The sequence below is a fragment of the Dryocola boscaweniae genome (assembly GCF_025215095.1).
GTDB classification, from domain to species: Bacteria; Pseudomonadota; Gammaproteobacteria; order Enterobacterales; family Enterobacteriaceae; genus Dryocola; species Dryocola boscaweniae.
The window spans coordinates 148,437-171,266 of the sequence record NZ_JALHAP010000079.1 but is presented as its reverse complement, the minus strand read 5'-3'; the positions used below and the strand labels follow the sequence as shown (position 1 = coordinate 171,266).

The window sequence follows — 22,830 nt, the reverse complement described above, 5'->3', positions numbered from 1 at the left end:
GGGAATATCATGGCTGAAGTCATTTTCAACAAATTGCAAAAAGTCTACTCCAACGGCTTCCAGGCGGTTCACGGCATTGACCTGACCATTGCGGATGGCGAGTTTATGGTTATCGTCGGCCCGTCTGGCTGTGCAAAATCAACCACTCTGCGCATGCTGGCCGGACTTGAAACCATCAGCGGCGGCGAAGTAAGAATCGGCGAGCGCGTGGTGAACAACCTCGCGCCAAAATCTCGCGGCATTGCGATGGTGTTCCAGAACTACGCGCTTTATCCGCACATGACCGTTCGCGAAAACCTCGCCTTCGGCCTGAAGCTTTCCAAAATGCCAAAGGACCAGATAACCGCGCAGGTAAATGAAGCGGCGAAAATCCTTGAGCTTGATGAGCTGATGGACAGGCTGCCGCGCCAGCTCTCCGGTGGCCAGGCGCAACGTGTGGCGGTCGGCCGCGCGATTGTGAAGAAGCCGGACGTGTTCTTGTTCGATGAACCGCTGTCTAACCTGGATGCGAAGCTGCGCGCCTCGATGCGCATTCGTATCTCTGACCTGCACAAGCAGCTTAAGAAAAGCGGCAAACCAGCAACCACCGTGTATGTAACCCACGATCAGACCGAAGCGATGACCATGGGCGACCGTATTTGCGTGATGAAACTGGGCCATATCATGCAGGTTGATACGCCGGATAACCTCTATCACTTCCCGAAAAACATGTTCGTGGCAGGCTTTATCGGCGCGCCGGAAATGAACATCAGGCCGAGCAAGCTGATTGAAAAAGACGGCCGTCTGCAAATCAGCGTTGGCAACGACACTCTGGCGCTGAACGAGCGGCAGCAGGCGCGCTGCGCGGCTTATAAAAACCAGGATGTGTTCTTCGGCATTCGCCCTGAATTCGTTTCAATCTCTGATGAGCCATTCGCTGAGAGCCATTCCAGCGGAGAGATGGTTCGCGTGGAGAACATGGGTCATGAATTCTTCGTCTACCTGAGAGTGGCCGACTTTGAAATGACCTGCCGCATTCCTTCCGATGAAGCTAAGCCAATGATTCAAAAGGGACTTCATCGTAAGGTGTATTTCAAGTTCGACATGGAAAAATGTCATATTTTTGACGCTAAAACAGAACAAAACATCTCTCTTTGAGTGAGTCTAAGATAATGAAAAAATTAGTGTTGAGTACCCTGATAACCTCTACTCTGGTCATGGCTACCGGTTGTGCATTTGCAGCAGAACAGGTCGATTTACGTATGTCCTGGTGGGGCGGAAACGGCCGTCACCAGGTCACGCTGAAAGCGCTGGAGGAGTTCCATAAACAGCACCCGAACATCAATGTGAAATCGGAGTACACCGGCTGGGACGGCCATCTTTCCCGACTGACCACCCAGATTGCGGGCGGAACAGAGCCGGATGTTATGCAGACCAACTGGAACTGGCTGCCGATCTTCTCGAAAACCGGCACCGGCTTTTATAATCTGAACACCGTGAGCGACGATCTGGATCTTACGCAGTTCGATCCAAAAGAGCTGAAGTCCACCACCGTCGACGGCAAGCTGAACGGAATTCCTATTTCCGTCACCGCGCGCGTGTTCTATTTCAACGATGAAACCTGGAAAAAAGCGGGCGTTGAATACCCGAAAACCTGGGATGCGTTGATGGCCGCCGGGAAAACTTTCGAATCTAAACTGGGTAAACAATACTTCCCGGTGGTGCTTGAGCATCAGGACACCTTAGCGCTGCTGCGTTCGTACATGGTGCAGAAATACAATATCGCCGAAGTGGACGTTGCCGGTAAGAAATTCGCCTGGAGCAAAGAGCAGTGGGTGGAGTTCTTTAGCATGTACAAGAAACTTATCGATAACCACGTCATGCCGGATACCAAATATTACGCCTCGTTTGGTAAGAGCAACATGTACGAAATGAAGCCGTGGATTCAGGGCGAGTGGGCAGGTACTTACATGTGGAACTCCACCATTACCAAGTACTCCGACAACCTGCAGCCGCCGGCGAAACTTGAGCTGGGCGCGTATCCAATGCTGCCGGATGCCAAAGATGCAGGCCTGTTCTTTAAACCGGCGCAGATGTTCTCCATCAGCAAAACCACAAAACATCCGAAGGAATCAGCGCAGTTGATTAACTTCTTGCTCAATAGTAAAGAAGGTGTGGAAGCGCTGGGTCTGGAGCGTGGCGTGCCGTTGAGCAAAGCGGCAGTTGCGCAGCTTACGGCTGACGGCGTGATTAAAGATAACGATCCGGCGGTTGCGGGTCTGAAACTGGCTCAGTCTTTGCCAAATCACCTGACCACCTCGCCGTACTTTGACGATCCGCAGATCGTTTCTCTGTTCGGTACTTCTCTGCAATACATCGACTACGGCCAGAAAAGCGTGGAAGAAACGGCGGCGGAATTCGAACGTCAGGGTAACCGTATTCTCAAACGCGCCATGCGTTAATTTATTCGTCAGTTATCAAGTCTCCGTACCCTGCCCTGCTTGCGCGGCAGGGTATTTTTTTAAAAAGATAAGGATCTTCGTCATGGCTAAAGGTAAAAAAATCCAGCTTTCCTTCCGCTCGCGACGCGACAAGGAAACCGGCGCCGAAGTATTGCGCTTAACCCCGCCTCATGTGATTTGCCACCGTAATTACTTCTATCAAAAATGTTTCAGCGCCGACGGCCAGCAGTTAATTTTCGGCGGCGCATTTGAGGGCCACTGGAACTATTATTTGCTCGATCTCAACAAACAGATCGCTACGCAATTAACAGAAGGCGGCGGCGATAATACCTTCGGCGGCTTTTTATCCGCAGACGATAAGTCGTTGTGGTATGTGAAAAATGCCCGTGAATTACGTCGCGTCGATCTGGAATCGCTTGAAGAATATAACGTTTATGAAGTAGACGAAGACTGGGTCGCTTACGGCACCTGGGTGGCGAATTCAGACTGCACAAAGCTTGTCGGCATTGAGATTAAAAAAAGCGACTGGTCACCGCTCACCGACTGGCAAAAATTCCGCGACTTCTACTTTACTAACCCGGAATGTCGCCTGATTCGTATCGATCTGCAAACCGGCGAGCAGGACACCATCCTGCAGGAAAAACGTTGGCTGGGGCATCCAATTTATCGTCCGTTTGATGATGAAACCGTCGCTTTCTGCCACGAAGGCCCGCGTGATGCCATCGACGCCCGCATGTGGCTGATAAACCAAAACGGCAGCAGCCTGCGCAAAGTGCGCCAGCACGAAGAAGGCGAAAGCTTTACCCATGAATTCTGGGTGCCGGACGGCTCCGCGCTTTATTACGTGGCGCATAAAGAAGGATCGGCGCATCGTTATCTGTGCAGCGCCGATCCGCAGACGCTTGAAAATCGCCAGCTAAGAGCAATTCCGCCTTGCTCGCACCTGATGAGCAATCATGATGGTTCGCTGGTAGTCGGTGACGGCGCACAGCATAAAACGGGAAATATCGATCTTAACGATCCGTTTATTTGGGTGTTCGACCTGCATAAAGGCACGCAAAAAGCGGTGTGCCAGCACAATACATCATGGAAAGTACTGGACGGCGACCGTCAGGTTACTCATCCGCATCCGTCGTTCTCGCCGGATAACCAGTGGGTGCTGTTTACTTCTGATGAAGAAGGGATGCCTGCTTTATATCTGGCGCGGGTTTAGATATGGCGGCGGATGGCGCTGCGCTTATCCGCCCTACGACTCTGGCGCGGGTTTAGGTATGGCGGCGGATGGCGCTAGCGGTTATCCGCCCGACTACTCAAAGGGTAACCAGTAACCCAGGTCGGGTAAGCGCAGCGCTACCCGACACAATGAACCTAATGGAATCAACGAGCCAGCCAGCCGCCATCTACAGCCACGGTATAACCGTTGATATAGTCAGAAGCGCTGGACGCCAGGAATACAACCGGCCCCATCAGGTCGTCTGGCAAACCCCAACGACCCGCCGGAATACGATCCAGAATCTCGCTGCTACGCTGCTCGTCGGCACGAAGCTGTTGAGTATTGTTGGTCGCCATGTAGCCCGGCGCGATAGCGTTCACGTTAATGCCGTGTTTCGCCCATTCGTTCGCCAGCAGACGGGTCACGCCCATCACCGCGCTTTTTGACGCCGTATAAGAAGGCACCCGAATGCCTCCCTGGAAGGAAAGCATGGAGGCGATGTTAATGATTTTGCCGCCGTTGCCCTGCGCAATGAAATGCTTCGCCGCAGCCTGAGACATAAAGAATACGCTCTTGATGTTCAGATTCATCACGTCGTCCCAGTTTTGCTCGCTGAAGTCGATGGCATCTTCGCGACGAATCAGGCCCGCGTTGTTCACCAGAATATCAATATGACCGAACTCAGCAACCGCGCGATCCAGCAGCGCAGGAATGCCGTCGATCTTGCGCAGGTCGGCAGTCAGGCTCACAAAACGACGGCCCAGAGCGGTGACGCGTTCGATGGTTTCTGTCGGCTCAACGATATTGATGCCCACAATGTCGCAACCCGCCTGTGCAAGCCCAAGCGCCATGCCCTGACCCAGGCCAGTATCACAACCGCTAACAACAGCAACTTTACCTTGTAGGGAGAATGAATCCAGAATCATGGAGGTTTCCTTTTTATTCGAGCCTGCGCCGGCAGGCGTTTCTGGAAAAATATTGTTCACGCAATAAGCGCACCTTCACACGAAGAACTTACGGTGAAAACACTGTTCCGTAATCTTTGATGAAGTGATAGTAATCTTGTTGAAACTTCATTTCAATTATAAATAAAACATCGTTTCAATTTTATAATAATATTCATTGATTTTGATAATGGGATCACGGTTAAGCGCGCAAAGCCGCGCGCTTTGGCCCGCAGCCTGCGTCGTTTAAGTGAGGTAAGTTGTCGTTTAGTGAAAGCTATCACACATATTGAAACATCGTTTTGATAAATTATGACCATCTGTTCGAACTTTCAGAACATCCTGTAGATACGAATAATGATTCGAAGGAGAGCATTATGGCTAAAGGTATGCGGGTACAACTGGTTTACGAAGTAAGCCAGGACCCGGACACGGGCGTCGACGTCACCCGCTTAACCCCACCGGAAGTGACATGTCATCGTAACTATTTCTATCAAAAGTGTTTTACCAACGATGGCAGCAAGCTTCTGTTCGCGGGCGAGTTTGACGGTAACTGGAATTACTACCTGCTCGATATCGCCAGGCATGAAGCGGTGCAGCTTACGGAAGGAGCTGGCGATAACACCTTTGGCGGCTTCCTTTCCCCGGACGATCGCTCCCTTTATTACGTGAAGAACGAGCGTACCCTGCTGGAAGTGAATCTCAGCACCCTTGCTGAACGCGAAGTTTATCGCGTACCGGACGACTGGGTAGGCTATGGCACCTGGGTTGCCAACAGCGACTGCACCAAACTGGTCGGCATCGAAATAGCCAAAAGCGACTGGGTGCCGCTAAACGACTGGAAAATCTTCCACGACTTCTTCCACAAAGGGCCAAACTGCCGCCTGCTGCGTGTTGATCTGCAAACCGGCGAAAGCGCTGTGATTCACCAGGAGAAAAACTGGCTTGGCCACCCGATTTACCAGCCGTTCGATGACAATACCGTTGCCTTCTGTCACGAAGGTCCGCACGACCTGGTCGACGCACGTATGTGGATGGTCAACGAAGACGGCAGCAACGTACGCAAAGTAAAAGAACATGCCGAAGGTGAAAGCTGCACGCATGAATTCTGGGTGCCAGACGGCTCGTCGCTGATGTACGTTTCCTATCTGAAGGGCCAGCAGGGCCGCACCATTTATAGCTACAACCCCGATTGCGGCGTAAACGAAGCTGTAATGCAAATGCCCGCCTGTTCACATCTGATGAGCAACTTCGACGGCAGCCTGCTGGTGGGCGATGGTTCAGGTACGCCGGTTGATGTCAAAGACACCAGCGGCTACACCATCGATAACGATCCGTATCTGTATGCCTTTGACGTAGCGAAAAAAGCTTATTTCCGCGTGGCGCGTCACGACACTTCCTGGGCTACGTTTGCTAACAGCCGCCAGGTTACCCATCCGCATCCTTCATTCACCCCGGACGACAGCGCGATTCTGTTCAGTTCGGACAAAGACGGCAAACCGGCGCTGTATATCGCCAACATGCCCGCCAGCCCGGAGTTTGTCACCGCCTGAACTTAAAACTAAACCTTTGAGTGTCCTGTAACTGGCCTTGCCCTCCTGCGCGGAGGGCTTTTTTTGGCTGCGATTTGGCCGCTAAAGACAGGTGGATGGCGCTTACGCCTATCCAGCCTCCCTAACCTTTCACATTCGATAATCACGTAGATCGGGTAAGCGCCAGCGCCGCCCGAGATAATCTTAAAATGAAGGCAACAAAAAACCCCCGCTGACTGCTCGGGGGCCGGAGATACAAAAACCGAGAGTAATATCAGATACAGAACAGGGGTTAGAACGAGTAGGCAACGCCAACGCGATAGCGGGTCTGGCGTTCATCAGTGGTTTTGCTGCCGCTGACGTTGCCCAATTCAGCATACGGCGCCCAGTTTTTATCCCATTTATAGGCCAGCTTCACGTTGTATTCATCCGAATCTTTGTCGTTGTTAGAACGGATTTGGTGCTCGCTTTTCGCGTACACATAGTTCAACTCGGTACGCCAGTCGCCCAGCGCGAAGCCTGCCCATAAATCGCCGCGGTTTACTTTGTCATCTTCTTTATTGGCGTTGTTCGGGTTACGCGTGTATTCGAAGCGGTAACGAGCGGCGACATAGAAGCCGTTATCGAAGCTGTATTGCGCGTGCAGGTTCGGTTTCCAGATGGTCCGGCTGTCGTTACTTTCAACGGTCAGGGCTGGCGTCAGGAAAATGTTATCCGTCGCTTTCCAGCGCCAGCTCACCTGATCCTCATGGCCGTTACCGACTAAATCCGCGAAAGGCTGATCCTGATCGGTACCGCCAGACTTCCATTTGGCTTCAACGCTAAAACCTAATCCGTTATCAAAACGATGGGACACCGCGACACGGTCAGCATTAATGCCGGAATCAATATATTCATGACGTAAATCAACAGTAACCGCCTGCGCGGCAATACTGGTACCACAGAGAACCGCTACCACCAGAGTTTTCTTAAACATCATCAATCCCTCATTGAAATATTGTTTCATTATTATGAAATGCCATTTTATTTTTAAACCAACAATATTTTAGTGATCGAGATCGTAAATATTTATGTCTGAATTTTTCGTACATGCCTTCGTGATAGCCATCAACAAAGTGGATATTTAAACACTACAAACAGCGAGTTAAGTCACAAAAATAAAAACGCAAACATAAATAAAACAATATTTCAACTTTTGTTTTGGCTATCCGAATAGGAATTATCTTGCGTGTACGGCAAAGTAATTAGCGGAAGGGAAACTTATTCGCTACGGACGAGGTAAGGGAACGTTTATAAGTGGGAAGCGTCAGGCAAATAAAAAGCGCTTTCTACGGGAGAAGAAAGCGCCGGTGAAGGGAAATACTAAAAATTTAATCAATCGCGCTCAACGGCCAGCGCCACACCCTGCCCGCCGCCGATACACAATGTCGCCAGGCCTTTTTTCGCATCACGCTTGACCATTTCATGCACCAGCGAAACCAGAATACGGCAGCCGGACGCGCCAATTGGATGACCAAGCGCTATCGCCCCGCCATTGACATTCACTTTGCGCTCGTCCCATTCCAGCATCTTGCCCACGGAAAGCGCCTGCGCCGCAAAAGCTTCGTTTGCCTCGATCAAATCCAGCTCCTCCAGCGACCAGCCCGCACGTTCGAGGCAGCGCCGCGTTGCGGTTACTGGCGCAATCCCCATCAAAGCGGGATCGACGCCAACGCTTGCGAAGGCCCGAATGCGCGCCAGCACCGGCAAATTCAGCTCTTCGGCTTTGGCCGCGCTCATCATCAGCACCGCAGCGGCGCCGTCATTAATCGATGAGGCATTGCCTGCGGTTACGCTCCCGCCGACATCAAAGGCCGGAATAAGCTGTGCCAACGCTTCGGCGCTGGCGTCGGTACGCGGCTGCTCGTCGGTATCGACAAACAAAGTGCCGCCCGAACGCATCTCTACCGCAACCGGGACAATTTCATCTTTGAACCGGCCTGAATCAATGGCCGCTCGCGCTTTTTGCTGCGAGGCGAGCGCGAAAGCATCCTGGCTTTCGCGACTGATGCCGTATTCACGGGCAAGGTTTTCCGCCGTTACACCCATATGATAATCATTGAACGCGTCCCACAGGCCGTCGTGAACGAGACTGTCGATAAGCTGGCTGTTGCCGAGCGCCGCACCCGTCCGGCTGTTGGCAAGAACATGCGGGGCGCGACTCATATTTTCCTGGCCGCCTGCGATAACCACATCCGCTTCGCCGCACTGAATAGCCTGCGTGGCAAGATGCAGCGCTTTTAAACCGGAACCGCAAACGTCGTTAATCGTGATGGCGGAAACAGACCACGGCAGGCCGCTGTTGAGCGCCGTTTGTCGCGCAGGGTTTTGCCCGGCTCCGGCGGTTAGCACCTGGCCCAGAATCACCTCGTCAATCTCCTGCTCGCTCACGCCGCTGCGTTCAAGCAGCGCTTTAACCACCGCGCTGCCTAACTCCGCCGCGCTGCGCGGGGAAAGCGCGCCCTGGAAGCAGCCGATCGGGGTTCGGGCCGCCCCAACAATCACCACATCTTTCATTAAAATTCTCCGCAACGCGCACCCTGACCCTAAGTGCGCATATCATGGGTGAATATTAATTAATTGTTAATTTCGATTTTCGCAGATCGTTATATTTAAAAAGTTATTAATTAAATAAATAAACAATAACTTCAAAGGGATAAATAAAATCCACCGCGTTTCGCCTGGGAATATTTCTTCACAACCAGTGAACGTCATCACAATTTAATTACAGCACAAAGCAGGCCGTTGAAATGTTTCAGGGCTATTGTCGGCAAAAGGGCGTAAGTTGAAGGGGAAAAGTTTCATCTATACTTCTAAAAGATAGCACTCTGGCAGCTGTTAAATCCCTGATGTCTTGCACACCATCCTGAGAGAACGTTTCTGATCTGATTTCACAACTGCTCCTGCGAGTTCACATCGCCCGACGAGCAACTTAATGAAAATAAAAGTCAAACAGTGGTTTACCCCTAATAAACCGAAGGAACTTCGATCGGACCTGCGCCCCTGGCCCGGCGGCGCATCGGCTAATGACAGCGCGATCAAAGCAGAGCTGTTTTCTACCGCGCAAATGGAACGCTATGGTCAGAAGCTTGCGCAATCGCATAAATTATCCCCCGCCAGGATGCCCTACTATTTATTGAAGCGCCTGGAGGATAACGAAGCCGTTATTACCCGTAACTGTTATTTGCTCAACGCCGGTGACAAAACCAGCATCACCCCTGCGGGCGAATGGCTGCTGGATAACTATTATCTTATCGAAGAGCAGATCCGCGTGGTTCGCCACCATTTGCCGAAAAATTTCGGCAAAGGCCTGCCGTCGCTTGCCTCTCCGCATAACTGCCCGCGTATTTATGACATCGCCGCTGAAGCCATCGCCCACGGCGATGGCCGTTGGGACGCAGGCAGCCTGACCAGTTATATCGCAGCCTATCAGCAGGTAACGCCCTTAACGCTGGGCGAACTTTGGGCACTGCCGGGCATGCTGCGCCTGGCGTTGATCGAGAACCTGCGCCGCGTCAGCATCGAAGTGGCGGATGCCCAAAAAGAACGAAACCTGGCCGACGTTTGGGTAACGCGCATTTTTGACTGCGCCGAAAATGCCCCGGCGGATTTGATTTTGTTGATTGCCGATATGGCCCGTTCACGCCCGCCGCTCTCCAGCGCATTTGTGGCGGAACTGGTGCGCCGCCTGCAGGGACGAGGCAACATGCTATCCCTGCCCCTGACCTGGGTTGAGCAGCGCCTGGCCGAAACGGGCGTTACCACCGATTTTCTTATCCACCGTTTTAACCAGCAGCTTGCCGCCAGCCAGCTTTCCGTAAGCAACAGCATCGCCGGTTTACGCCTGCTGAGCGAAACCAACTGGGCAGACTTTGCCGAGGCCATGAGCCTTGTGGAACAAACGCTGCGACAAGACCCGTCCGGGATTTATCCGGCCATGCACTTTGATACCCGGGATCACTACCGGCATATCATTGAAATGCTGGCCAGACACAGCCGCTTCAATGAACCGGCCGTTGCCCGCCGTATTCTGGATCTGGCCCAAGGGGCGGATGCAGGCACGCCCGAACATCACGTTGGCTACTATCTGATTGGCGAAGGACGTCCTGAGCTTGAAAAACAACTGGCGGCGAACACCTCGTGGATAATTCGGCTGCGCCACAGTTTTAACCAGGTGCCTCTACTTTCCTGGCTGGGTAGCCTGAGTTTGCTGATTACGGCGGTTAGCGCCGAGGTATTGTTTCACACTTATCAAAGCGGAATGGGCTGGCCGCTTTGGCTGCTGGCCTTGCCGCTTATCGTGCTCATCAGCCAGCTTGCCAGCAATTTGTTGAGCGAGGCGACAACCCGTTTCAGAGCGCCGCTGCCGCTGCCGCGTATGGATTTTTCATCCGGTATTCCGGCGCAATTCTGCACCATGGTGGTGATTCCCAGCCTGCTTACCAGCCGCGAAGGGATAGACAAGCTGCTCAACAGCCTTGAGGTCAGCTACCTTGGCAATAACACCGCAAATCTCTATTTTGCCTTGCTCACCGACTTTGCGGATTCAGCGGCTGAAAACTCCGCTGAAAATGACGCGTTGCTACACTGGGCCGAGGCGCAAACGCAGAATCTGAATCGCCGCTACGCATCGGCTTCCGGGCCGCTATTTTTCCTGCTTCATCGCAAAGCGCAGTGGAACGAACAGCAGGGCGTATGGATGGGATACGAGCGAAAACGCGGCAAGCTGTCAATGCTGAACGGTTGGTTACGCAATCAGGCTCAGTTTGTTGAAGTACACAGCAATGCCATCAGCCCGCCCGTTGGTGTGAAATACGTCATCACGCTTGATAGCGATACCGTGCTGCCGCGCGATACGGCCCACAAGCTGGTGGCCACTATGGCGCACCCGCTCAATCATCCGGTCTACGATCCGGCAAGACAAAGAGTGGTGAAAGGCTACGGAATATTGCAGCCGGGGCTTGCGGAAGAGATCCCGCGTAACGGCCAGGGTCGCTATGCCGCTATGTGCAGCAGTATCCCCGGCAACGATCCTTACTCGATGATGTCGTCCGATATTTATCAGGATCTGTTTGGCGAAGGATCTTTTGTCGGCAAAGGGATCTATGACGTGGATACTTTCGTTATGGCGACGCATAACACCTGCCCTGAAAATCTGGTGCTTAGCCATGACCTGCTTGAAGGCTGTTATGCCCGCTCGGGTTTGCTGAGCGAAGTTTTGCTCTACGAGCAGTATCCCAATAATTATCTCACCGATGTGGCAAGGCGCACCCGCTGGATACGCGGCGACTGGCAGCTTCTCAACTGGCTTAAACCCAACGTCAGAAAAGCAGACGGCACGCATGATAAAAATCCGCTGAGCACGCTTTCGCGCTGGAAACTGCTGGATAACCTGCGCCGCAGCCTGGTCGCCCCTTCTTTATTGATTCTATTGTTCTGCACGCTGCTGCTGGTTCCGAACCCGCCGTTGTGGCTGGCCGTGCTGGCGAGCGCGCTGCTGCTGCCAACCGTTTTAGTGGTGGCGCAGGATCTTATCAATAAGCCTGCGCGGCGGCCTTTCCTGCAACATCTCATTCTGGTGTCTTCGGGCGCGCTAAAACGTCTGACGCGCATCGGCCTTGGTTTTATTACGCTTCCTCACGAAGCCGGCTACTCCCTGCGGGCCATTGCGGTAACGCTCTGGCGTCTGGGAATCAGCCATCGCAATCTCAATCAGTGGGCAAGCTTCGAGCAAAGCGCAGAAAGCGCAAAAACCTCCCCCGTGCGCTTTTACCGCGCAATGTGGATGAACGTGCTGTGCGGCGTGGCGCTTGTTTCACTGACGGCCTGGCTGGCTCCCATGCTGTTGATTTTTGCCCTGCCAGTCGGCGCGCTGTGGTGCGCGGCCCCTCTGTTATTAAGCTGGCTAAGCCGCCAGCCTTCCCGGCAATCGCATTCGCTCAATACCAGTCAAAACCGGCTGCTGCGCCAGACCGCCCGCGAAATTTGGGCATTCTTTGAAACCTTCACCACGGCGAAAGAGAACTGGCTTCCGCCGGATAACTATCAGGAAATTCCGCAGCCGGTAATTGCCCACCGCACTTCGCCCACCAATATCGGCCTGTCGCTGATGGCGAATCTCACGGCCTGGGATTTTGGTTACATCCCGCAGGGGGAAATGCTGCAGCGTATTACGCTCACCCTCGATACGCTGGATAAAATGGAGCATTACCGCGGGCATTTGTATAACTGGTACGACACCCGCACGCTGCAACCGCTCAATCCGCGCTACATCTCAAGCGTGGATAGCGGCAACATGGCCGGGCATCTTCTTACGCTCAGCGCTGGCTTAACGCAGCTACGCAATCAGCCGGTGCTCGACTGCGCCCAGTTGCTGATGGGGCTGGACGACACGCTTGGCATCCTCGAAAAAGTCTGGGGTCAGCATGCGCCCACCTCCCTGCGCCAGTTTCGCAAACATTGCAGCGCCGCGGCCATGCTTTCTCCCGCGCTGTTATTCCCGGAATTGAAGAACATGCGTACGCAAAGCAATCGCCTGCACGCGCTTTGCAGCCATGAAGACGGGCAAATTCGCCGCTGGGTGGATCATCTTCAGCATCAACTGGTGCTTATCTGCCACGAATGGTCACAGTTTCTTGGCTGGTTACCGCACGGCTGGGGCAACCAACCGCTGCCGTCACTAAGCTGGATTGCCCAGGCAAAATATACCGGCGAAGGCACACCTTCTGAGTCGGCCATTCGCCAGGCCCGCACGCGGCTGGATATTATTACCGAGCTGGAACAGCGGCTTAGCGAACATGCGAGGATGGACTTCACCTTCCTGTATAACGAAGTGACAAGCCTGCTCAGCGTCGGCTACAACTGCGATAACAACAGACTTGATAACAGCCATTACGATCTGCTGCCTTCGGAAATCCGCCTCACCAGTTTCCTCGCCATCGCCACCAACCAGTTGCCGCTCAAAAGCTGGTTTGCGCTGGGCCGCCTGTTCACCACCATCGATAACGAAACCGCGCTGATGTCCTGGAGCGGCTCCATGTTCGAATACCTGATGCCGAACCTGGTGATGCCGATTTATCCCGGCAGCCTGCTCGATGAGATGAGCCAGTCGGCGGTTAACCGTCAAATCGACTGGGGCAAAGAGCGCGGCGTGCCGTGGGGTATTTCCGAATCGGGCTATTACTCTTTTGATGCGCTACAGAATTATCAGTACCACGCTTTCGGCGTGCCGGGACTCGGCCTGCGCCGTGGGCTGGCCGACGATATGGTTATCGCGCCTTATGCCACGCTGATGGCGTTAACCGTCGCTCCGCAAAGAGCCTGCGACAATTTAGCTACCCTCGAAAGAAACGGCGCGCGTGGCGAATATGGATTCTACGAAGCGCTGGATTACACACCTTCGCGACTGGCAAGCGGCCAGATGTATGCGGTAGTACGCTCGTGGATGGCGCACCATCAGGGCATGGCCTTCCAGGCGCTGTCGCACGTATTGCTCAATGCCCCGATGGTCGACAGATTTATGTCCAGTCCGGCTTTCCAGTCGGCTCGTTTACTCTTACAGGAACGCGTGCCTGATGCGGTCGAGCTCTACAGCCCGCGCCGCCACTTTGAATCCCACGAAGGAGCGTTGCAGCCGGTTCAGTACGAAATCCGTGAATTCACTGACGTTGACAGCCTGATTCCCGAAGTTCAACTGCTGTCCAACGCCGAATATCACCTGATGGTAACCCAGTCCGGCGGCGGATACAGCCGCTGGAAGGATCTGGCGCTGACCCGCTGGCGCAGCGACGCCACCTGCGATAACTGGGGCACCTTCTGTTATATCAGCGACCCGAAAACCGGAGAGGTCTGGAGCAATACCTGGCAGCCTGTCGGTGAACCGGCAAGCCAGTACGACGTGGTCTTTACCGATGCCGGAGCAGAATTCAAACGCATCGAAGGCTCCCTTAGCGTGAAAACGCAGATTGTTGTCTCGCCGGAAGACGATATCGAACTCCGCCGCGTCACCCTGCTTCATCGGGGACGCCAGCCCCGCACCGTTGAACTGACGACTTATGCAGAAGTTGTGCTGGCCCCGGCCACCAGCGACCTCGCGCACCCGGCGTTCAGCAACTTATTTATTCAAACTGAGCTGGTGCCGGATCAGGAAGCGATTCTGTGCCACCGCCGCCCGCGTTCGCCGGACGATCGCTGCCCGTGGCTGTTTCATATGGTGGTCGTACACGGCCAGACGGAGAAAAACGCTTCTTTCGAAACCGATCGCGCAAGGTTCCTTGGGCGCGGACGTACTCCGGCCAATGCGCTTGCGGCGGAACAAAGCGGCTCCCTTAGCAATACCGCCGGGCCGGTACTGGACCCTATTCTGGCCATTCGGCAGCCCATTGTTTTACAACCGGGCGTTCCGGTCACCGTGGATATTCTTTATGGCGTAACGGAAAGCCGCCAGCTCAGCCAGGCACTGCTGGAAAAATATCGCGATCACCCTATTGCCGACCGCGTATTTGAACTCGCCTGGTCGCACAGCCAGATTGTGCTGCGCCAGATTAACGCCAACGAAGATGACGCTACGCTGTTTAACCGTCTTGCAAGCGCCGTGCTTTTCCCGGGTCCGGAACTGCGAGCGGAAGCAAAAACGATTTGCCGTAACCGCCGCGGACAGTCCGGCCTTTGGGGCTGGGCGATTTCGGGCGATCTGCCCATCGTTATTCTCAACGTCAGCAGCGACGAAAGCATTCTGCTGATTACCACTCTGATTCAGGCGCACCACTACTGGCGGCTGAAAGGGCTGGCGGTGGATTTGGTTATCCTTAACGACAGCCAGGGCGGCTATCAGCAGGAGCTGCAAAATCAGATAGTGGAGCTGATTGTCGCCGGTTCCGAAGCAAGCCAGATGGACAAGCCCGGCGGCATTTTCGTCCGTAACGGCGAACACATGTCGGCGGAAGATCGTCTGCTGCTGCTGAGCGTGGCGCAAATCGTTCTTGATGACCGCTCCGGCAGCCTGAAAGAGCAGCTCAACCGGCGTATCGTGCCAACGCTTTCTGCGTCACAGGACCTGGTGCCAGCCACGGGTCTGCCCGCCAACCAGCACGATCCGTGGCAGCCGGATACCAGCGCTCTGGTGTTCTTTAACGGGCGAGGAGGATTTTCGCAGGATGGTCGCGAATATCAGATAATCCTCGAAGAACAAGGGCAAACCCCGGCGCCGTGGTCCAACGTGCTGGCGAATGCCGGCTTCGGCACCGTTATTTCTGAGGCGGGTCAGGCCTATACCTGGTTTGAGAATGCCCATGAGTATCGCCTGACGCCGTGGGAAAACGATCCCATCAGCGACAGATCTGGCGAAGCCTTTTATCTGCGAGATGAAGAAAGCGGCGCGGTCTGGTCACCCACCACGTTACCCGTACGCGGCAACGGCCACTATCTGTCGCGACACGGCTTTGGCTACAGCGTGTTCGCCCACCGTGAGAGCGGTATCGACAGCGAACTGACCGTTCTGGTGGCGGAAAACGCCCCGATAAAAATCGCTATTTTGACGCTCAACAATACTTCTGGCCGCTCGCGTAAAATTTCCGTTACCGGCTATGTGGAGTGGACGCTGGGCGAATCCCGCACAAAATCCTCGATGCATGTGGTCACCCGCGCCGCCAAAGTTGCGAGGGGCTGCGGCGTGCTGGCGAACAATTACTACAGCAGCAGCGGCTCAGAAAGAACGGCGTTTTTTGCTGTGACCGGCGTGCATTGCTCCTTCACCGGCGACCGCCGCGAGTTCCTTGGTCGTAACGGCTCGCAGCGCTCCCCTGCCGCCATGAAACAGCGAACACTTTCCGATAAAACGGGCGCGGGATTAGATCCCTGCGGCGCGGTGCAGTCGGCCACCACGATGATAGATGGCGATCAGCGGACATTCGTTTTCGTGCTTGGCATTGGGCAAAATCAGCACGAGGCGGAAACGATGATCGGCCAGTATCTTAGCGAAGATGCCGCACGCAACGAACTGGCGAATGTACACCGCTACTGGCACCGCATGCTCGACAAAATCGTGGTGACGACGCCTGACCCTGCGGTGAATCTGCTGGCGAACGGCTGGCTGCTTTATCAAACGCTGGCCTGCCGCATTATGGCGCGCAGCGGTTATTACCAGTCCGGAGGAGCCTTTGGCTTCCGCGATCAGCTTCAGGATACGCTGGCCCTGAGCCACGCCGCGCCGGAGCGCCTGCGCGAACAGATCCTGCTGTGCGCCTCACGGCAGTTTGTGGAAGGGGATGTTCAGCACTGGTGGCATCCGCCGCAGGGCAACGGCGTGCGCACTCGCTGTTCGGATGATTATCTCTGGCTGCCGCTCGCCATCTGCCATTACGTCGAAACCACCGGCGATACGGGCCTGCTCGAACATCGCCTGCCTTATCTTGAGGGCAGATTGCTGGCGCCGGGAGAAGAGTCCGCCTATGAACAGCCGGTCATTAGCGCAATCGAGGAGACTTTATGGCAGCACGGCGTGAAGGCTATTCGCCACGGTTTGCGATTTGGGCAGCACGGCCTGCCGCTGATGGGTGCCGGGGACTGGAATGACGGCATGAACCTCGTCGGCCTTGAGGGCAAAGGCGAAAGCGTATGGCTGGGCTTCTTCCTTTATGACATCCTGCAGCGTTTTGCGACGCTTGCCGAAAGCCGCGCGGATAACGATATCGCCGGGCTGTGCCGTAAAGAAGCCCTTAGCCTGCAAAAAAATCTCGAATCCGCAGGCTGGGACGGCGCGTGGTATCGCCGGGGCTATTTCGACAGCGGAGAGCCGCTTGGCTCGCATACCGCAAAAGAATGCCAGATTGACGCCATCGCCCAGAGCTGGTCTGTGCTGTCCGGTGCTGCAAGCCCGGAACGCTGCGCTCAGGCCATGCAGGCGCTGGATGAACGGCTGGTGGATAGCGAAGTTGGCATTATAAAACTGTTAACCCCGCCGTTTAACGGCAAAGGGCCGAACCCCGGCTATATTCAGGGCTACCTGCCCGGCGTGCGTGAAAACGGCGGCCAATATACCCACGGCGCGATTTGGGCGGTGATGGCCTTTGCGCGCAGCGGCAATACCGAGCGCGCCTGGCAGCTCTGGTCGATGATAAACCCGGTCAACCATGGTCTGACGGCCGAAGCGGTAGAGCGCTACAAAGTGGAACCTTATGTTATGACGGCGGATGTGTATAGCGTCGCCCCGCACACCGGACGCGGCGGCTGGAGCTGGTATACCGGTTCAGCGGGCTGGGCCTATCGTCTGATTGTTGAATCGCTGCTAGGCATCGAGCGACACGGCGAAGCGATTTCTGTTCGCCCTCTGCTGCCGCCTGACTGGACGTCGCTCAGCATGAACTATCAACATCAAAGCAGCTACTATCACATTACCGTTACCCAGGGCGAAGGCGACTATCGCGTCACGCTGGATGGCAGCGCGCTGGTCAACGATCGCATCCCGCTGGTTGATGACGGACAGGAGCACAGGGTTGAGATCTTATTAGCCAGAAGGCAATAAGGGTTTATGCGGAAAACCAGGAGCAGAAGAAAACCGCAGATAGTAGTGGTCAACAAAAACTGGCACAGCTTTTGTTGACCACTACAGAGAACGCTAAGGTGTGCATCTACGAAAACGCCACCAGGACAGAGATAGCGACGATAAGACCGTCTGAATCGTGCAAATACACCATAACATTCGATATTGAGGATTAGTCATTTTTGGGCATTGGCCAACTTCTATTTTGGATAACGATGCGATAACCATCTCGATCTTCGAAAGTGCGCCCGCTAACGTCCCAATACGGATTGAATGAACGAACAAAAATAAAGCCGGATTCAACCATTCTTGCACGCACACCTTCCCACTCAGTACTATCTGGGTAGTACAAAACCAGTAGGTCTTCTTCCGTATGCAATGGCTTAACCGGGTGATAATGGCAGGTAGTTAACTCCATGTGCCAGTGCAATCCTTCCCGCCCCAACATGATTCCGCTGAAACCTTCATGGTCGTTGAAATCAGCAATCTTATTCAGGTCGAGGCCTTTACTGTACATCTGATAAGAAAGTTCAAGGTTGGTGACGGGCCGAGCGATGCGCATGTGAACAAATGATATAATCATAGCCTCTTTAGCATTGTTGCAAAAATGTAAACCAAACAAATTTATGCACTTGCTCATACGTGCTATTTGCTATGGGCATCCACTGGTTGATGATGTGGCTACGGTCTCTACAGGAATGATACAAGGGGGCGTAATGCCCCCCTTTCTTATGCTGTTAGGCTTGTTTCTTCTCGTTCCACGAATCTGAGTGAAGAATATTTCCGTCTTTATAGAGATGAGTGATTTTCTCATAACTCAGAGAAACATCTTCCATATGTCCTGTACCTGTTACGTTGCGAGTGTCGTGCATCAGTGGACTATGGCTAACCACTTTCACGTTTTCCAAAGTGATCGTGTAGTAAATTTCCTCTTGTCCACTGTAGTTTATTCTGTAAAACTGAAATTCAGCACTTTTAAGTGTCTGGCCTGTTGCAACGGCTTTAAACAGGTAAGGGGATGAACTATCGATCTCTTTGGTGAAATTAAAAGAGCAGTGTTGACGGGAACCAGTAACTTTACCAGTGAGCGAATCTGTAGGGATAATTACACCGTGCTGCAAGCTGCGTAGCTCTATGCTTCCATCCCTTCCGTGAACATCACAAGATCCCATAATCTGAGAACCGCCATCATCTTTTAAAATTAGGTGAACAGGTACAGCCATTTATTAAGCTCCTTGCAATTAGTCGTACAACCATTTCCCGGCTTTTGCTGACTCGATCAGCATACCGATAGTGAAATCTGGAACGGGGATCGGGGGAAATTTCTTGAATGGATTCCATGAAAAAGGCTCGTCAGGGTAGTATGTTTCAATCTTAAAGTGGCCTCGTTCAACCCGGAATTCCTTGAAGAATTCATCCATCAAATCTTCGGCTTCGCCAACATCCAACTGCATATCAGTATCAAAGTCAGTTTCCAGTGTTAGCAGCTTTTGCTTTTTGTCGTTATTAAACAAATAAACGCCGTTGTAGCGCCTTGCCAACGCAAATACACGTTGCTCAATGTCATCTACCATAATTTATCGTTACCCCGTGCTATACGGTTATAGTCACGTATAGCGCAGTAGGTGATCTGTGACACATCAGCCAATAAAATAACTTCACCTACAAGTGGAATAGTTCGCCCTACAAAGGTACTAACTTTCGCAACCATTCGCCGCTCTGCCGTCCAGGGCGTATAACCCCCTACCCAAGTTGGCAACTTTATCCCGTAAGGAAATTTTGCGGTCTTGAAAAACTTCCGCATTGTTTTTGATACTCGCGAAGTGCCTTCTTTTGCTCCCTTGGGTTTCGTTCGGGTTTTCTGGTTATTGACTCCACTATAAAGGGCTACCACAGCCACAACATCATCAATCCCAAAATGATCCGCTGTTGTTTCACAGAAAATCATGAAAAACAGTTCAGAGGCGGTAAGATTCGATTTTCCCGCATAGAAGTACGTTCCGTTTAGTTCTTCTACTGTATCCATCAGTAACCCTATGGTTTCTATTGATTTGCTTGCTTATCGTACTCCTATGCAATCGGACAAAAGAAAAATAATTTCAAAGAAATGTCTGAACTTAGACAATGCTTGCCATTTAGCGCCGTGTTGGGTATCCAACAGAAAGCGCCGTAGACGGATCATCAGGGATTTTGTCAGTTAACCGCTCTCTTATCGAGTAGCGTTCATTTATGGCACGGTGAACACCACGGCAGAACCAGATCCTTTCCCGATCTGGTTAGGCTTCCCAACATTTGCTCGTTTATCTGCTGCAATGTCATCACGACAAGCAGGATCAAGACACCGCGCTAAGTGTGGAACGGTTAAAAGTTTATGAGAATTAATGCCGGGTGCGGGCTTTGTGTTCATTGTTGGGCTATCGCGGTAAGAACCTTGAAACCACCGCCAACGCTTTCATAAGCTCTCATCTCACCACTAACCAAAGCGTGATAATCACTTGTGTAGTTCAATAAGGTAGAACCCGTAAGCGACTGAAATAGGTAACTATTTAAGTTGCTGGCAGAGCAGCATTTTAGAATGCTTGCTCCACAAGGGGAGAGATCTGGAGCGGGTGAAGGGAATCGAACCCTCGTATGCAGCTTGGGAAGCTGCCGTTCTACCATTGAACTACACCCGCTTTTTTGAGGAGCCCCGGCATTATAACCCTCCGGGGCAAGGTGACAAGGGGCAATCATACTAAGTGTTGGTATTTTAAACGGTTGTTTGCGCACCACTTAGCAAGAAGGTTTGCTGCCCTGTGGGGGCAAATATCGCAGCGGGTCTAATGCCGTAGCCCGGTAACGGATCTGGAAGTGCAGATTAACCGAATCGGAGCCGGTGCTGCCCATAGTGGCGATTTTCTGCCCTGCGCTCACTTTTTGCCCGTTATTGACGAGCGTTGTATCGTTGTGGGCGTAAGCAGTAATGTAGTCTTCACTGTGTTTAATCATCACCAGGTTGCCATAACCTCTTAGCTGATCCCCAACGTAAACCACGGTGCCCGCTGCGGATGCATAAATGGGTTGGCCGCGCGAGCCGGCAATATCAATGCCTTTATTCCCGCCGTCGCTGCTGGAGAAGGGTTCGATAATTTTGCCGCTGGTTGGCCAGCGCCAGCATCTTGACCCCACAGGGGGAGCCGCGACTTTCGCCACGCTAGTGTTGCTGGAGGTTGAAGAGCGGGGTTTCGACGTTTTCGCGACGGCTGTTTTTTTCTTTGCAGAACTGCCCTTTACGCGAATCTTTTGTCCGATCTCAAGGGTATAAGGGGCGGAAATGCCGTTAAGACGCGCCAGTTCGCCGACGCTTGAGCCGGTCATGCGCGAGATGCGATAGAGCGTGTCGCCACGTTTGACGATATAAACCGACCCGCTGTAACTGCCTGCGGATGCTTTAGAAGTATTCGCTTTGTTTGATGAGCACGCGACGAGTAACAGGCCCAGGATGGCGACGGCGGCATTCAATGCCCATTTGCTGACTGTGCTTTCCTTGCGCAAACTAAGCCTCTGAAACAATAACATAATTAACAGGCTCCTCTCCGAAGAGAGGAGCCCGGAACGGTTTACTTAACCGGACGCAATGCAGGGAACAGGATAACGTCGCGGATGGTATGGCTGTCGGTGAACAGCATAACCATACGGTCGATACCGATGCCCAGGCCAGCCGTTGGCGGCAGGCCGTGCTCCAGCGCAGTCACGTAGTCTTCGTCGAAGAACATCGCTTCGTCATCGCCTGCGTCTTTCGCCGCAACCTGGTCAGCAAAGCGCTGCGCCTGGTCTTCTGCATCATTGAGCTCAGAGAAGCCGTTACCGATTTCACGGCCGCCGATGAAGAACTCGAAGCGGTCAGTGATTTCTGGATTTTCATCGTTACGACGCGCCAGCGGAGAAACTTCTGCCGGATATTCAGTGATGAAGGTAGGCTGAATCAGATGGCTTTCGGCAACCTCTTCGAAGATCTCAGTGACTACGCGGCCCAGACCCCAGCTCTTCTCAACTTTAATACCGATAGCAGCCGCGATTTCCAGCGCTTTGCCCATATCGTCGAGATCGTCGATATTGGTTTCAGGGCGGTGTTTTTTGATAGCTTCGCGCATGGTGAGTTTTTCGAACGGCTTGCCGAAATCGAAAATCTCTTCGCCATATTTCACTTCGGTGGTGCCCAGAACGTCCTGCGCCAGGGTACGGAACAGGGATTCGGTCAGTTCGATCAGATCTTTGTAATCCGCATACGCCATATAGAGTTCCATCATGGTGAACTCTGGGTTATGACGCGGGGAGATACCTTCGTTACGGAAATTACGGTTGATTTCGAATACGCGCTCGAAGCCGCCGACAACCAGACGCTTCAGATACAGCTCCGGCGCAATACGCAGGTACATATCGATGTCCAGCGCATTGTGGTGGGTGATAAACGGGCGAGCAGACGCGCCGCCGGGGATCACCTGCATCATTGGCGTTTCGACTTCCATAAAGCCGCGGCCAACCATGAAGTTACGAATGCCGGACATGATCTGAGAACGCACTTTAAAGGTGTTGCGGGATTCGTCGTTGGAAATCAGATCCAGGTAACGCTGGCGGTAACGCGCTTCCTGATCCTGCAGGCCGTGGAATTTATCCGGCAAAGGACGCAGGGCTTTAGTCAGCAGGCGCAGCTCGGTGCAATGAATAGACAACTCGCCGGTTTTGGTTTTAAACAGCTTGCCGCGCGCGCCGAGGATATCGCCGAGGTCCCATTTTTTGAACTGCTCGTTATAGATGCCTTCAGGCAGATCGTCACGGGCAACGTACAACTGAATACGGCCGCCAACATCCTGTAAAGTCACGAAAGAAGCTTTACCCATAATACGACGAGTCATCATGCGGCCAGCGACGGTAACTTCGATATTAAGCGCTTCAAGCTCTTCGTTCTCTTTACCGTCAAAGTCTGCGTGCAGAAGGTCTGAGGTATGATCGCGACGGAAGTCGTTTGGGAAGGCAATGCCCTGCTCGCGCAGGCCAGCCAGCTTCTCGCGGCGGGTTTTGAGTTCATTATTAAGATCGACTGCCGCTTCGGTGCCCTGTGCTTGTTGTTCAGACATGTTGG

The 22,830-nt window shown here is 53.3% G+C and carries 14 protein-coding genes and 1 tRNA gene; 5 read left to right on the top strand and 10 right to left on the bottom strand.

Annotated elements, in window-relative coordinates:
* The first annotated feature begins 9 nt into the window (after window positions 1–9).
* The 3 genes from MUA00_RS13285 to MUA00_RS13275 all read left to right on the top strand — a co-directional run bounded on the left by MUA00_RS13285 (window position 10) and on the right by MUA00_RS13275 (window position 3,654).
* Entirely contained in the window at window positions 10–1,137 is a 1,128-nt protein-coding gene (locus MUA00_RS13285; RefSeq protein WP_271123514.1) for an ABC transporter ATP-binding protein, read from the top strand.
* A 59-nt stretch (window positions 1,138–1,196) separates the two neighbouring features.
* Complete coding sequence (locus tag MUA00_RS13280; RefSeq protein ID WP_408639712.1) at window positions 1,197–2,441, top strand: ABC transporter substrate-binding protein; 1,245 nt, start codon at window positions 1,197–1,199, stop codon at window positions 2,439–2,441.
* Between the two features lie 82 nt (window positions 2,442–2,523).
* On the top strand, window positions 2,524–3,654 hold the full coding sequence (locus MUA00_RS13275; protein ID WP_271123512.1) for an oligogalacturonate lyase family protein: 1,131 nt from the start codon (window positions 2,524–2,526) through the stop codon (window positions 3,652–3,654).
* 164 nt (window positions 3,655–3,818) lie between these two features.
* On the opposite strand, the gene kduD is transcribed toward MUA00_RS13275, so the two are convergent.
* The gene (gene kduD / locus MUA00_RS13270) at window positions 3,819–4,580 is read right to left on the bottom strand and encodes a 2-dehydro-3-deoxy-D-gluconate 5-dehydrogenase KduD (RefSeq protein WP_271123511.1); all 762 of its coding nucleotides are present in this window, start codon (window positions 4,578–4,580) and stop codon (window positions 3,819–3,821) included.
* 395 nt (window positions 4,581–4,975) lie between these two features.
* On the opposite strand from kduD, the gene MUA00_RS13265 reads away from it, so the two are divergent.
* Entirely contained in the window at window positions 4,976–6,151 is a 1,176-nt protein-coding gene (locus tag MUA00_RS13265; RefSeq protein ID WP_271123510.1) for an oligogalacturonate lyase family protein, read from the top strand.
* 271 nt (window positions 6,152–6,422) lie between these two features.
* On the opposite strand, the gene MUA00_RS13260 is transcribed toward MUA00_RS13265, so the two are convergent.
* Both MUA00_RS13260 and MUA00_RS13255 read right to left on the bottom strand, forming a co-directional pair.
* On the bottom strand, window positions 6,423–7,106 hold the full coding sequence (locus tag MUA00_RS13260) for a porin (RefSeq protein WP_271123509.1): 684 nt from the start codon (window positions 7,104–7,106) through the stop codon (window positions 6,423–6,425).
* Window positions 7,107–7,504: 398 nt separating this feature from the next.
* Window positions 7,505–8,686, bottom strand: coding sequence for an acetyl-CoA C-acetyltransferase (locus MUA00_RS13255; protein WP_271123508.1), 1,182 nt, complete (start codon window positions 8,684–8,686; stop codon window positions 7,505–7,507).
* 418 nt (window positions 8,687–9,104) lie between these two features.
* Here MUA00_RS13255 and MUA00_RS13250 point away from each other — a divergent pair, with 418 nt between their 5' ends.
* Window positions 9,105–17,690 (top strand): GH36-type glycosyl hydrolase domain-containing protein, encoded by an 8,586-nt coding sequence (locus MUA00_RS13250; RefSeq protein WP_271123507.1) that lies wholly within the window; start codon window positions 9,105–9,107, stop codon window positions 17,688–17,690.
* Window positions 17,691–17,880: 190 nt separating this feature from the next.
* Here MUA00_RS13250 and MUA00_RS13245 read toward each other — a convergent pair whose 3' ends face one another.
* The 7 genes from MUA00_RS13245 to lysS form a co-directional block, all read right to left on the bottom strand.
* Window positions 17,881–18,291, bottom strand: a complete 411-nt coding sequence (locus MUA00_RS13245) for a VOC family protein (protein WP_271123506.1) — start codon at window positions 18,289–18,291, stop codon at window positions 17,881–17,883.
* A 154-nt stretch (window positions 18,292–18,445) separates the two neighbouring features.
* Window positions 18,446–18,931, bottom strand: coding sequence for an Hcp family type VI secretion system effector (locus MUA00_RS13240; RefSeq protein WP_271123505.1), 486 nt, complete (start codon window positions 18,929–18,931; stop codon window positions 18,446–18,448).
* 18 nt (window positions 18,932–18,949) lie between these two features.
* Window positions 18,950–19,282 (bottom strand): DUF1493 family protein, encoded by a 333-nt coding sequence (locus tag MUA00_RS13235; RefSeq protein WP_271123504.1) that lies wholly within the window; start codon window positions 19,280–19,282, stop codon window positions 18,950–18,952.
* The gene (locus MUA00_RS13230; RefSeq protein WP_131050635.1) at window positions 19,276–19,734 is read right to left on the bottom strand and encodes an STM2901 family protein; all 459 of its coding nucleotides are present in this window, start codon (window positions 19,732–19,734) and stop codon (window positions 19,276–19,278) included. The genes MUA00_RS13235 and MUA00_RS13230 overlap by 7 nt, the downstream gene beginning before the upstream one ends.
* A gap of 575 nt (window positions 19,735–20,309) precedes the next feature.
* Window positions 20,310–20,383, bottom strand: a tRNA-Gly gene (locus MUA00_RS13225).
* A 97-nt stretch (window positions 20,384–20,480) separates the two neighbouring features.
* Window positions 20,481–21,266 (bottom strand): amidase activator ActS, encoded by a 786-nt coding sequence (gene actS / locus MUA00_RS13220; RefSeq protein WP_271123503.1) that lies wholly within the window; start codon window positions 21,264–21,266, stop codon window positions 20,481–20,483.
* 41 nt (window positions 21,267–21,307) lie between these two features.
* A complete protein-coding gene (gene lysS / locus MUA00_RS13215; RefSeq protein WP_271123502.1) occupies window positions 21,308–22,825 on the bottom strand; it encodes a lysine--tRNA ligase in 1,518 nt (505 codons plus the stop codon).
* Window positions 22,826–22,830 lie beyond the last annotated feature (5 nt).